Annotated in this window: 14 protein-coding genes and 1 riboswitch; of the genes, 3 read left to right on the top strand and 11 right to left on the bottom strand. The window is 41.9% G+C overall.

Annotated elements, in window-relative coordinates:
- Positions 1-83 precede the first annotated feature (83 nt).
- Positions 84-968, bottom strand: a complete 885-nt coding sequence (locus ADA55_RS21090) for a PucR family transcriptional regulator (protein WP_161798632.1) — start codon at positions 966-968, stop codon at positions 84-86.
- 181 nt (positions 969-1,149) lie between these two features.
- Between ADA55_RS21090 and ADA55_RS21085 the strand changes: the two genes are divergently transcribed.
- Positions 1,150-2,187, top strand: coding sequence for an NAD-dependent epimerase/dehydratase family protein (locus ADA55_RS21085; RefSeq protein ID WP_048687414.1), 1,038 nt, complete (start codon positions 1,150-1,152; stop codon positions 2,185-2,187).
- A 121-nt stretch (positions 2,188-2,308) separates the two neighbouring features.
- Here the strand turns inward: ADA55_RS21085 and ADA55_RS21080 are convergent, their stop codons facing one another.
- The 4 genes from ADA55_RS21080 to ADA55_RS21065 all read right to left on the bottom strand — a co-directional run bounded on the left by ADA55_RS21080 (position 2,309) and on the right by ADA55_RS21065 (position 6,027).
- Positions 2,309-3,415 carry an iron-containing alcohol dehydrogenase family protein gene (locus tag ADA55_RS21080; RefSeq protein ID WP_048687412.1) on the bottom strand — a complete coding sequence of 369 codons (1,107 nt, stop codon included), beginning with the start codon at positions 3,413-3,415 and terminating at the stop codon, positions 2,309-2,311.
- Between the two features lie 62 nt (positions 3,416-3,477).
- Complete coding sequence (locus ADA55_RS21075; protein WP_048687410.1) at positions 3,478-4,299, bottom strand: MetQ/NlpA family ABC transporter substrate-binding protein; 822 nt, start codon at positions 4,297-4,299, stop codon at positions 3,478-3,480.
- A gap of 56 nt (positions 4,300-4,355) precedes the next feature.
- Positions 4,356-5,024 carry a methionine ABC transporter permease gene (locus ADA55_RS21070; RefSeq protein ID WP_048687408.1) on the bottom strand — a complete coding sequence of 223 codons (669 nt, stop codon included), beginning with the start codon at positions 5,022-5,024 and terminating at the stop codon, positions 4,356-4,358.
- Positions 5,011-6,027, bottom strand: coding sequence for a methionine ABC transporter ATP-binding protein (locus ADA55_RS21065; protein ID WP_048687407.1), 1,017 nt, complete (start codon positions 6,025-6,027; stop codon positions 5,011-5,013). The genes ADA55_RS21070 and ADA55_RS21065 overlap by 14 nt, the downstream gene beginning before the upstream one ends.
- A 69-nt stretch (positions 6,028-6,096) precedes the next feature.
- Positions 6,097-6,201: riboswitch (SAM riboswitch) on the bottom strand.
- A 262-nt stretch (positions 6,202-6,463) separates the two neighbouring features.
- Between ADA55_RS21065 and ADA55_RS21060 the strand changes: the two genes are divergently transcribed.
- Positions 6,464-7,288, top strand: a complete 825-nt coding sequence (locus ADA55_RS21060) for an MBL fold metallo-hydrolase (RefSeq protein ID WP_053087444.1) — start codon at positions 6,464-6,466, stop codon at positions 7,286-7,288.
- 64 nt (positions 7,289-7,352) lie between these two features.
- Here ADA55_RS21060 and ADA55_RS30125 read toward each other — a convergent pair whose 3' ends face one another.
- The 6 genes from ADA55_RS30125 to ADA55_RS21030 form a co-directional block, all read right to left on the bottom strand.
- Positions 7,353-7,541 (bottom strand): hypothetical protein, encoded by a 189-nt coding sequence (locus ADA55_RS30125; protein ID WP_034314753.1) that lies wholly within the window; start codon positions 7,539-7,541, stop codon positions 7,353-7,355.
- 85 nt (positions 7,542-7,626) lie between these two features.
- Complete coding sequence (locus ADA55_RS21050) at positions 7,627-7,830, bottom strand: YheE family protein (RefSeq protein WP_048687405.1); 204 nt, start codon at positions 7,828-7,830, stop codon at positions 7,627-7,629.
- A gap of 63 nt (positions 7,831-7,893) precedes the next feature.
- Positions 7,894-9,090 carry a YheC/YheD family protein gene (locus ADA55_RS21045; protein WP_048687403.1) on the bottom strand — a complete coding sequence of 399 codons (1,197 nt, stop codon included), beginning with the start codon at positions 9,088-9,090 and terminating at the stop codon, positions 7,894-7,896.
- Complete coding sequence (locus ADA55_RS21040) at positions 9,087-10,454, bottom strand: YheC/YheD family protein (protein WP_048687401.1); 1,368 nt, start codon at positions 10,452-10,454, stop codon at positions 9,087-9,089. The genes ADA55_RS21045 and ADA55_RS21040 overlap by 4 nt, the downstream gene beginning before the upstream one ends.
- A 3-nt stretch (positions 10,455-10,457) precedes the next feature.
- The gene (locus ADA55_RS21035) at positions 10,458-11,528 is read right to left on the bottom strand and encodes a YheC/YheD family protein (protein ID WP_048687400.1); all 1,071 of its coding nucleotides are present in this window, start codon (positions 11,526-11,528) and stop codon (positions 10,458-10,460) included.
- A gap of 3 nt (positions 11,529-11,531) precedes the next feature.
- Positions 11,532-12,557, bottom strand: a complete 1,026-nt coding sequence (locus ADA55_RS21030) for a YheC/YheD family protein (RefSeq protein WP_161798631.1) — start codon at positions 12,555-12,557, stop codon at positions 11,532-11,534.
- A 37-nt stretch (positions 12,558-12,594) separates the two neighbouring features.
- On the opposite strand from ADA55_RS21030, the gene ADA55_RS29895 reads away from it, so the two are divergent.
- The gene (locus ADA55_RS29895) at positions 12,595-12,801 is read left to right on the top strand and encodes a hypothetical protein (protein WP_161798630.1); all 207 of its coding nucleotides are present in this window, start codon (positions 12,595-12,597) and stop codon (positions 12,799-12,801) included.
- Positions 12,802-12,859: the final 58 nt, after the last annotated feature.

The following is a 12,859-nucleotide window of genomic DNA, read 5'->3' as shown; positions in this document are numbered from 1 at the left end:
CTTGTACCAATTAGCTATAGTCTAAGCTATAGGTTTTGAAAAAAGTATGGGCATATTGCACAAAAAAGTGCTTACATTGGAAATTAATCATTCAGTAAAAGTATCAAGTATGCAGTAAGGGCATGACGGAAGTTTCTAATATCGAGACCAGTTTTTTCAGAGAATTTATCGATTCGGTATTGTAAGCTGTTCCGATGTATATAAAGCTGTTTGGCGGCAAATGTGGCATTGGAGTTACATTCGATATACGTTTTAACCGTTTTGATAAGCTCAGTATCCTGCTTGGTCTTGCCAAGAATTTCATTGATAAACCAATTTGCATTCTTAAAGGATGGATCATTTATTAATGAGTATGGGATGATGTCTGCCAAATCAGTCACTTTTATATCCGGCAGATGCACCTGTGCCATTTCAAAACACTTTTTCTCCTGAGTCCAGTGATGGCGAAGGTCTTGATCTACAGGGTGAAAGCGCCCGGTGAACATACGGGTCTTTACATAAAAGTCACTTTCAAGTGTGGAAGTAATGGCGATCAGTTCTTTATTTGATAATAGTTCATCCTTGTCCGGTTCAATTAAGACGCCTGCCGTTTCATTTTCCCAAATAATAGCTGCGTCAGATGGAACGAAAGCGAGGAAGGCCCCTTCAAAATCGGAGTTGGAAAAATCAGCATGAGTCAACTTGAAATGAAGGAATCGAACATTCTCCCAGCTCGTTAAAGGCAATGGTGCATTCGGTTCGGATAAAAAATTTTTCCATGATGAGCCTGGATGTGCATTGAGGTTATTTGGGTTTATGGAAGGAACAAAAAGCAGTTCCAATAAACGGATTTCTTCTGCTGTGATTTCTGAACGGGGAATACCAAGTATACTTCTGAAGTCTTCGAACCAAACATAATTAGAAATATCATCAGTATCCTTTTTATTGGTAAGAGCGTTCGGGAATTTTTGTTTAAGATTTTCAAGCATCGGTTCCACCTTCTTTCTCCCTTTCCATATCATTATAGCGAAAAAGAATAAAGTTCAAAAGATTAGGATATCTTTAGTTTTTCCGAGAAGGGAAAACCAAAGAAAAGTTGCAAGTATTATTAATTTCAGGAAAGGGTATTGCGTATGCTTTATGGAATATCGTTAAAGAGGAGGAGATCTTATGAACATTTTAATATTGGGTGGTAAACGGTTTTTAGGCCGATATTTAGCAAAAGCTGCAATAGAGAAGGGGCATGATGTCACACTTTTTAATAGTGGAAATGACCCTTATGTTTTTCCCGAAATAGAACAGTTAAAAGGGGACCGCGACGGGGATCTTGAAATGCTGAAAGGAAGACAGTGGGATGCAGTAATTGATACATCAGGCTTTATCCCTAGAACTGTATCGAAATCCTGCAGGTTGCTTAATCAAGTTAAACATTATACATATATTTCAAGCATCTCGGTTTATAGTGATCCAACCGAACCAGGTATTGATGAAAATGGAGAGGTTCATGCACTAAATGAAGATAAAGCAGAAGAAATAACCCGCGGAACGGCTGGGCCGATATACGGTGAATATTATGGACCGTTAAAATCATTAAGCGAAAAAGCAGCTGAAAAAGAACTGCCGGGGAAAGTCTTGTCAATTCGTGCCGGGCAAATAGTAGGTCCATATGATTACACTGACCGATTGCCGTACTGGCTTAAAAGAATAGCGGAAGGGGGAGAAGTTTTAGCGCCTGGACGCCCTGGACGTCCAATCCAAATTATCGATGCAAGGGACTTGGCTCATTGGATCATCCAAATGATGGAAAAGGGCATGGCAGGTACGTATAATGCCGTTGGACCAGACTACACACTGACTATGGGGCAAATACTTGAAGGCTGCAAAAAGGTAACAAGAAGTGATGCTGCCCTTACATGGGTATCTGAAAAATTTTTAAAAGACAATAAAGTAGAGCCGTGGGGAGAAATGCCTTTATGGATACCGGAAGAATTCCCTTTACCAGGAGGTAAGGAACCTTTGAATGGGTTTTTGGCTGTCGACAACGATCAAGCCATCAATAATGGACTAACATTCCGTCCCCTATCAGAAACTCTCGAAGATATATGGAATTGGGAAAAGGGCCGTCCGGAATCTGCCGATAGAAAAGCAGGCATGCACAGACAACATGAAAGTGATCTTCTTGGATTATGGAAACAGACAGTAAGGTAATACCTTCTTTTATTATACTGAAGTATTATCGGCACATTATGTATGCTTGGTGAAAAGGATGATTTTAAACAAACAAAGAGGAATCAAAAAAAAGCGATGGGGTAAAAACCCCATTGCTTTTTTAGTCCGTGGATTGGTTTGCATGGTTTGTGAGGATTTCAAGGTTTTCCATGGCGGCTGCCACTTTTTCCTTGTTGATATCAGGGAAGAGAAGATGGATGTCTTCACCTTCTTTGACAGAGTGGGCTGCAATTTGTTGAAGTTCGGCCTTATGTTCAACAGTCAGGCCAATATCAAGCCATGTCATCGGCAATTTAAGCACCTGGTAGATGGGCAGCAATTGTTTGATTTCCGAGAATTTCCCTTCTAGCACAAGCTGGACTAAAATGCCATATGCAACTTTTTCCCCGTGAAGTAAATGATGCGCTTGCGTGATGGAAGTCATGCCATTATGAATGGAGTGGGCACCGGCAACGCGCAAGTACTGGCCGCCAAACCCGCCAACAAGACCACTGGTGATGATGTTCGTTTCAATTACACGCTGCAGCGCATCTGTCCATTTCCCTTTTTCCAAATCAGCTAAGGCTTCCTCGCCATATGTCAATAAAACTTCCTGGCATTGCCTTGCGGCCAGATGGGCCAATTCAATACAAACGGACTTGGTGGCAAGCTTTTCGGCCAGTGCATTGCCCTCGTACCATTTCGCCAATGTATCGCCGATTCCAGCACGTAAATAGTTAATCGGCGAATTAAGAAGAATTCCTGGTTCGATCAATAACATCCAAGTGCTTTTTTCATGAATATCATAACGGACATATGAACCATTATCATCATAAATGACACTCAACGGTGTCCAGGCAGCGCAGGTGGAAGCCAAGGTTGGAATGAGGATGATTTCCTTTTGAAGCGAGTTTCCGGCCGATTTGGCGAGGTCGAGCAACTTACCGCCGCCAATGCCAATTAATGCATCTGCACCATGTTCAAGAGCAGCCTTCTTGACGCGTTCAATTTCCGGGTCACTGCATTCCCCGCCGTATGTTAAAAAGATCGTCTCAATATGTTCTAAGGAAGGAAAAAAGGGTTCAGTAACTTCCCAAGATTTTCGTCCATGAATAACGAGCACTTTACGAATGTTCCCTTTCCTCAGTTTCACTTCCAGGTTTTCAAGGACATTTGCTTTACAGGCGTAATAAGCGGGGCCGCTGCGGACCTCCAGTAAGGTATTCATATTTGCTCTCCTTAATGAAAGGCCTGTTCCCGGTAAAGGGGAAGCAGGCCTTGATTATTTGATCAATCCATCCAGTCTGGTTTTCCGAATCCGGCAAATTTGTCATCGATCACTTTTTCAAACTGGTCGGATTCCACTACTGATTTAATATCCTTGGCAAATTGAGCGTCTACATCTTTTGTATTCACTGCAACAACGTTTCGATACATATCCGGCATTTTTTCCAAAACTAGGGCATCCTTGAGGTCCATTTTCGCTGCAAGAGCAAAGTTGCCAGGGACCGCCGATAGGTCAACGCTGTCTGTTGCGCGGGGTAACTGAGCGGATTCCAATGGTTTTAGCTGGATGTTTTTTGGATTTTTCGTTACATCCTTTTCAGATACTTTTAAAGGGTCGACATTTGGATCGACTTCAATCAACCCTTCATCCACCAGCACTTTAAGTGCACGTGCCAGGTTAACCGGATCATTGGGCACTGCAAGGGATGTACCGTCTTCCACTTCTTTCAATGAATTATACTTATTAGAATATATGCCCATTGGCGCTGTTGGAACTATGATAAGGTCGGAAAGCTTTAAATCATTTTCTTTAGCGAAGTTATCCATGTACACTTTATGCTGGAAAAGGTTGGCGTCGATCGAGTTGTTGCCAAGCGACTTATTCGGCTGGATATAGTCGGTGAATTCGACGATTTCTATTTTGTATCCGAGATCTTCCAGACCTGGTTTGATGGCCTCCTTAACCATATCGGCGTACGGCCCGGTAGTCGCCCCGATCTTCAATTCTTTTTTGTCTTCAGTATTTGGGGATGCATCATCGCTCCCGCATGCTGCCAAGCCGAGTGCAAGTGCACAGACTGATAATAACGAAGCTATTTTCTTCATTTGAAATTCCTCCTGAGTAATGAAATGTATTGAGTCATTTAAAAAAATGATTGATCCTATCGCTTGTTAACTATGTATGAAACTTTGTCACCAACCATTTGAATGAGTTGCACAAGGCAGATAAGAACGACGATCGTCGTGATCATGACTGTGTTGTCATATCGGTAATATCCGTACCGGATTGCCAGGTCGCCAATTCCGCCACCGCCGATTGTCCCAGCCATTGCTGAGTAACCGATTAGCGAAATGGTCGTTAATGTCAGTCCTTGAATGATTCCCGGTTTTGCCTCTGGAAGAAGTACATCCTTAATGATCATCCATGGAGTGGCACCTACGGCAATTGCTGCTTCAATCACTCCTCTGTCTATTTCACGTAATGCCGTTTCAACAATCCTTGCAAAAAAAGGGATTGCGGATACGGACAGGGAAACAGAAGCTGCTCTTGGCCCTATCGTCGATCCCGTAAGTAGGTCCGTTAAAGGAAGGAGGGCGACCAAGAGAATGATGAACGGGATTGAACGAACAATATTGACTGCGAAACCGAGAGATCGATTCACGATGCCATTTTCAAAAAATAAATTCCTGGTTGTTGTAAATAGCAATACTCCAAGCGGTAAACCGATCAGCAGGGCTACTGCAAGAGAAACGCCGACCATATAAATCGTTTCAAGAAAGGCTTTATTAAGATCAGGTAAAATATTGACGATGGGATTAAGCAGTGACATGTTTTAACACCTCCACAGAACTGGAACGATTTTTTATATATTCCAATGCCGAATGAATTTGGACGGCATCGCCAATTAACTCGATGATTAAAATGCCTAAAGGAACATCCTGGATATACTCAATTTTACCGTGTAAAATATTCCCCTTTACTGCATGGGATTGGAGAGTATCCGAAAGAATCGACTCACCGGCGGTTTGCCCTTCGAATTGGATCTTAATAATCGTCCCTTCACTTTCATCAATCAAGTGCGAAGGGAGTTCGAAATCCAGTACACTGCTAATGAATTGCTTCGTTAATTCCTGTTTGGGCTGTGAAAATATTTCATAAACGGGTCCTTCTTCAATTACCCGGCCATCCTGCATCACGGCGACTCGGTGGCATAGTTCTTTGACCACTTCCATTTCATGTGTAATCAACACGATGGTGATACCAAGCTCACTGCTTATCTTTTTCAATAACTGTAAAATCGCTTTTGTAGTTGTTGGATCAAGGGCTGAAGTCGCTTCATCACATAATAGTACAGTGGGTTCATTTGCTAACGCGCGAGCTATGCCGACCCGTTGCTTCTGTCCACCGCTAAGCTGTGCAGGATAGACATCTTTCTTATCGCTGAGCCCTACGATTTCCAACAATTCCAATACACGTAACTTAGTCGCGTCCTTCGATCGATGCGCTGCCCTTAAGGCGAAAGCGACATTTTCATAAACGGTTTTTGAACTGACCAGGGAAAAGTGCTGGAATATCATTCCGATTTTTTGGCGTTGTTTACGAAGCTCTTTGCTAGATAAAGAGGTTAAATCAATGCCGTCGATAATGATATTTCCACCTGTCGGACGTTCAAGCAAATTCAAGCAGCGGAGTAATGAGCTTTTTCCAGCTCCGCTGTAGCCGACAATGCCATATATTTCACCAGTTTGAATGGTCAAAGATACGTTATCCACTCCGATAACTCGGTTTTTCTTCGAGACGTATTCCTTTCGGATTGAACGGATTTCAATCATGAGCTTTCCCCCTTAAACATTAAAAAAGCTGCCTCTATCATTCAGAAAGAGGCAGCGAAATCATATCTCGGCTTATCTTTCAGAATGCAATCATTCTGCAGGAATTGGCACCGTTCCCTAAGGGCGGTTGCCGGACATCACAGGGCCTGATCCCTCCGTCACTCTTGATAAGTAAATTATTATTTTAGAATATTTCAAGTTTTATAATATAATCTATATTATTTGTAAAATCCGGCAATGTCAATCGTTTCTTTTATTTTTTTGTCATTAAATCTGGTACGGTCCGTTAAAACGATTCATGGAAAAAGCATTTTCTTCGAGGCTATTTATTCCAATATTTCCTTGTCAAAAAGGTAAAGTGGTACTACATTTATTATAGTAAAGTTAAAAAAAGGAAGGTAAAACTATTTTTGTACAATGATGGGGAGGAAACCGAATGATAGAGATCAAGACGATAAATGATGTGGTTTGCGTGCATGGGACTCCTGGCGGGAACAAGGGAGGGATGAGTGTGTATGTCTTTTTAACGGATGGCCTATTGATAGATACTGGCGCACAGATTTTATTGGAAGAGCTTATTCCATTCTATGAATCCGCAGACTTCGACTCAGTGGCCCTGACTCACTATCATGAAGACCATACGGGGGGCGCTGCCTGGATAAAGGAACATAAAAAGGTCCCTCTTTTCATTCACCCGATGTCGGTTGAGGTTTGTGCAAAGGATGCTGAATATCCTGAATATCGCAAAATTTTCTGGGGAAAGAGAGACGCCTTTAAAGCTGAGCCGCTAGGGAAGGCCATTCATTCCCGTACCCAAACGTGGGAGCCGATTTTTACCCCAGGTCATGCAAAGGACCATATGGTGTATTTGAATCACAAAAATGGCGTGCTTTTTTCAGGAGACCTTTTCGTAACCCCAAAAACAAAGCTTGTCTTACGGGAAGAGTCTGTCCCGGTGATCATCGATTCCATAAAAAGATTGCTTCAATATGACTTCGGGGAAGTGTTTTGCTGTCATGCTGGGCATGTTCCTGATGGGAAGGAGATGTTTCGAAAAAAACTGGATTATCTGGAAAACCTCCAAGGGGAAATTTTACGCTTGCATTCTCAAGGGCTGACCGTTCATGAAATCCAGCAGGTCGTTTTACCGAATCGCTATCCCCTTATCGAGATATCTGGGCATGAATGGGATTCAGAGCATATCATTACATCGATATTAAACGAAAATATTTTAAGTGCGAGGGAGAATGGGACTATTTGAATGCTATCCGTTTAACGGCCTGACTGATATAAAAGAGAGCTCTCCATAAGAGAGCCCACATTATTCATTTATTGACATTGGGATCTGTTTCATCATAAAAATCATGTGCTTCTTCGATGTTCTGAAGGTTAGCGACTTCATACACATTTCCGCCCGCCATTCCTTCATTGATGATACGGTCGATATCCAGGTAAACGGAGTCCTTGCCATCATATTCGGTATCCTTCAAAAATGTCATTTTTTCTTTATCCAAAAGAAATCCCTCCTAGCCTTTTCTTTAGTTTAGGCAAAGGAGTTTTTTTTATTCTGTTAAGCGATTTCATGAATGTAAAGGGGTTTCATTCATATACATGGAAGATCATTAAATCATGTATCATGCTTTTGAGTTTAGTTTCATCTGTTTCGGAAGGCGGATTGGCTGTCCACTCGATGGATCCATCTTTATGATACAAGGCTTTGATTGCCTGCTTGTTGAAATAAAAGGAAATTTTCCATCCTGGCAGATTCTTATGCAATGGTTCCCATTGAAAATGAGTGATCATATGTATTACCTCCATATATACTGTTTCTCATTCGATTATAATGGAAAACGGCAGCTGGAGGTGTTATTTTCTTTTCAGGTTGGAAAAAGTTAATTCAATGAAAAGATTTTTTAAATGCAAAAGCCTGTTTGTTTCAATTTCTTCTTCATCGAATTGCATCGGCTTTGAGTTCACTTCGTATATGAAAAGCGAGCCTGATTCGTCTTCCCCTATATCAATGGAAAACTCTCCGAGAAACCCGATCTTTTTTGAAAGTATCTCTCCGCATTTTTGGGCGATATTCGCTAATTTTAGATCCAGGTTTTTTGATTTAATGTCCTGATAAGGAAAAAGCTTTCCGCCTCGGGGAGTGTGGGTGGTGATTTCCTGAGTTTGCGACATCCTTACCGCTTTGCCGGTCACTTTATAAAAACCTCTTTCATAATGGACGAGAATCCGGTAATCATAACGATGTCCAAAGAGTTTTTTTGGTATGATCGCCTGTTGAGCAAGATAGCTCCTTTTTAATAAATCCCTTTTTTTTGTATCCCAGAAGGAAGCAAAATCAGGGAAGGACTCACTATGCTTTAAGCTATTGAACAATAGGGTATCATCATCATTTTTGATAATGGTATAAATGCCCTTCCCTTGGCTTCCTTTGCATGGCTTAAGGTATATATGCCTGTATGTCTCCAGGAAAGAATCAAGGCAACCGCTGTTTCGTAAGACCATGGTGGGCGGAAGGTGGTTGGTGAGGGATCCATCTTCAGTTAATGCTTCGAACATCACATATTTATCTATAAAACAGGGGTTGAATAGAGTCATTCGGTAATCTTTAAAATTTGTGATAAGATGTTGGAATTCCTCTGACGCCTCATAGCTCCTCCAGGGGATACGGTTATAGACGATGTCAGGGAAGGGCACCTTACATTCAATCCACTTGTTTGAAATGGAGGAAAAAAGATACCCTTTCATCGACTCGGAATGAAGGGCATTTCCTGTGAATACATACGCCAATATTCCATGTTGCAATAAATATAATGATAAGTCCCGAAAAAGGGTCAGGTTTCCACCCAAACCTGATTCCTTTTTGGGATTGGAAACAGTTAAAATTCCGATGGTAAGCATCCGGTTACCCGGAAACATTGTGATTGGAATTAGAGGTTGATTCGAATGGTTCTTTTTATAGCTGATTTCTTCTTCGGCAGAGCCGGCGAAAAGTTCCGCATTCTCATGAGTGTGGTGCCAATTCTCAGTGGGTATATCATAAAAAATGTTCATTGCGGCACTCTGATTGATTTTGTAATCGTCTGTTCCGTAAGATAAATGGCATAATCAAGGCTTAGCTTTCTGGTCAGCAATTCGAAATCCTTGAGTTTTGGATGGGAGAAGATGGAACGTCCAGGCTTGGAATTGGCTTCAAACATCCAAACCTGCCCTTTTTTATCCAATCCAAAATCAAATCCTATTTCTGCGATGATGCCGTCCAAGTTCTTTTCTATACTGTCACTTAAAATCAGTGCGGCTTCCGATAGCTTTCGTTCGACTTCTGTCGCCTCATCGTCATCTCCAAACAGTTCGGCAACCGTTTTGATGACACCCCCGCTTTTAATATGGGTCGTGACGCTGCCGGCGCCGGCGATTTTTGCGGCAATCGCGGTCACCTGCCATTTTCCATTACTGTCCTTGTTCGTATGAACCCGGAAATCCACTGGACGTTTTTCAGATCGAATTAATGGGATGCCCTGCTGCACGATCAGATTCTCGAGCGGGCGGTCGTGAAAAATGTGTTTAACGATGGATTCCAATGTCGAAAACCGTTGCAGTTTATTTTCTTTTGCTTCGTTTGTATAGCGGCAATAGTAAACATTCTCATGCTTATCATAAAGAATTTGGTGAATCCCTAGACCGAGGCTGCCATGAATGGGCTTTATATAAACTTGCCGGTAATGGGAAAGAAGGGTTTCCACCACGGATATGGATTGAAATGGATACGTTTCCGGCAAATAAGGCAATGCCCGCTCATCTGCGCATAACCTTTCATTTACATCCCATTTATTGAAAAATCCGGGGTTATACCATGGTATGGTATATATTTTTTGGAATTTCTGCTTCACTTCTTTAGGTCCATCACGGTTTTCCGTCAACCGATTTGGTAACCGGTCATAGATGACATTAGGAAAAGGAAATTCATAAATGTTCCAGTCATCTTTATCAAATACATAGCCTTTGATTGTCTCCTCATCCCAATTGATTACATTCTCTCCAAAAACAAAGGGAATACAGCCTGTGGTCTTGCTAAGCGAAAGGAGCTTTGCGAAAAATTCAGATCTCTCCCCTAAAGGTTTGTTTGAAATGCCCGTGAAGCCTGAGGAAAAGATTCCGACAAGCGGTCCGATATGGATGCTCTTGCCGTATATGAATAAATGAAGGGGAATATCGGTATGATCGAATAGTAGAGATTCCGCAAGACTTTTCGATAGCACGATTGTTTGATTGACGGCCGGGTTTTGTTTGACGATGGCAGGACATGAATGCCGTCCGAAATAAATTAATTCAATCTCTGCCAAATCTCCAAGCTCTGAAGGGTAGTAGAGAACATTGCCAGGGATAGCGGCAATTTCGGCAGGATAAGTCTTTCTCACTTCCTATTCACCTGCTTTCTGAAGCTGTTCGGCTAAATACTGGCTATACTGAAACGGTGCTCGATGAATATCTTTCATGGTCTCCGGCTGTAGTGCCTGAATGATTTTCCTACCAGGCTTCGAGTTAATGTCCATTATCCATATTTGGCCTTTTTTATCGATGCCTAGATCAATTCCCAACTCGAATAATCTTTCAAAGACAGCTTCGGTTTCAACGGGCAGGGTGCGAAGGATATGATGAATCTTTTGTTCGACAGCAATCGAAATCGTTTCCGGGTTTCTTTTGTTGAAGTTATCCAATGAAATGGCTTCCCCGCCTGTGGCAAGATTTGAAGTAATTCCGTCTTTTTGTCCCGTACGAATTCCGCGGCCCCGTTCCATCCATTGATTCTTCTCGTTTTTTTGAAGTAAAATCCGTAAATCGAATGGCTCATTATTTTGGGTGCAAAGTTCTAAATATGGCTGGCAAAGATAACGATATCGATTTAATAAATGCTGCAGCCATTTGTTAAGCTGAGATTTGGAGGAGAATGGGCGGTCATATTTGGTACCCTTTTTCGTCATGGAAACCAAAGTCCCGTCTTCGGTTTTTGAAAGGAGATAGATTCCTGTACCGCCTGCACCGAATTCAGGTTTGATGATGATTTTATCCAGGCGTTCCAAATGTCCTATAATATCTTCAGGTGTCGTCACTTGTACGGTTTCTGGAAAAAATGCCTGTAGGTGTGGATGGTTTTTTAGGATTTGGTACACTTCCCACTTACCAGGAAGTCCCATTCCTAAGAAATTCGAGTTATCTTTTAACCACTCGATTTTGTGTCGCGTTTCCGTTGACTCACGAACTAAACCGTGAAAACAGCGATCATATACAAAATCAGGTAAATCAAAAGATGTGGCGATCCAAGTTTCGCTCTCGGCATCAAAACGCTCGCCCCTCACTTTTTTTAGATCCATATCAATATTTTCCGGTGAGAATTTGCAAACTTTCATATTAAATGATTTAGCGGTTTTGGCTATTTCGGTGAAGTAGTTGTTTTCATGAGTATCCGACGCGGCCATTAATCCTATTAACACGTGCTAGCAACTCCTTTTATGGATGGTTTTCGGGTAAAGGGCAAGCATGAAATCTATGATTGATTTTACTGATGGACGAAAGGTTTCATAGTTGCCTTGAAATTTTTTCGAAGGTTTTGAATTCACTTCGATGATCCATGGATGGGTATCGGTGTCCAGTGCTAAATCGATCCCTAGCTCACCGAATGAATCGTCAAGGTTTTCGACTAAGGCCTGTGCAGTGTTTTTAGCCAGGCGTACGAGCTTTTGATATATGCGGCTGGCGTCCTGAAGTTCAAATGCTTCTTTTAGAAAATCCGGCCCATTTTTCATCAATCCGCCTTGTGCAAGATTGGAAACAATAGTACCAGGATCCCCAATCCGGGCAACCATTGATGTAACTTTCCATTCAAGCTGTTCGTTCCGGTGAAGTAGTATGCGGAAATCAACTTTTCTCTGATCGGTTTCGAATAGGGAAATCCCTTTTTGAAGAATGAAGGATCGTTTTCTGGAAAATTTTTTTAAGGTTTCAAACAACTTTTCATCCGTATCAGCAAAATGTACATTCTGGAGATGTCCGGATTGCTCGATTTTCCATTTTCCAGCTACTTGCGTTAATCTGCAAATATTCCTGCCTTGGCTGCCTGATGCGGGTTTAAAGTAGATTACCGAATGCTTTTCTATAAATGTCAAGAAAGTTTCCTCTTCGTTAAACAGTATCGTCTCTGGTAAATTTGGCAAAAGCCCATCTTCTAAGATCAGTAGTTCGTGTACATCATGTTTGGAGAGGAACCTTCCGTTGAACATCGGAATCGACCGTTCCTCCAGTTCAGTTTTAAACAGCTTGAAAGAAGACGATTGCTCAAGTTTACGCGAATGTATCCGGTTATAAAATACATCAGGGATGGGGAGGGGCAAGGCTTTCCAGCCACTTTGCCCTGGCAGGTAGCCTTCCACAACCCCATCTTGAAGAGACTGCAGTTTAACTAAATAGAAGGGGATGCCCTGCTGGTTACAATATGTTTTCATTTCCTGATAAAATTTTTCCATCTCGCCGAATGTCCCGTCTTGCAAGGGAGTCTGGTTCATGAGTGAAGCGAAGAATGGTCCTATTTTAATTGACCTTTCATCCGCATGGTATGAGACGGAGATTGGATCGGAAAAAATGGGTAAGGATAAAATTTGGTTCATATCATATGAAAGTTTCAATGTAGGCTGGGATGACGCGAATGGCTGGACAAGTACCGGGACGGAACGGCATCCAGCCATTATCGTTACGGGTTCTCCAAATTGAAGGTCCCATTCCTCAAATAATTTTTCTTCGATAAACAATAGCGCCTTCTTTCTAGTCT

This window comes from Bacillus sp. 220_BSPC, from assembly GCF_001054655.1.
GTDB lineage: Bacteria > Bacillota > Bacilli > Bacillales > DSM-1321 > Peribacillus > Peribacillus frigoritolerans.
Note: the sequence above shows the minus strand (reverse complement) of the source record. Positions and strands in the feature narration are given on the sequence as shown.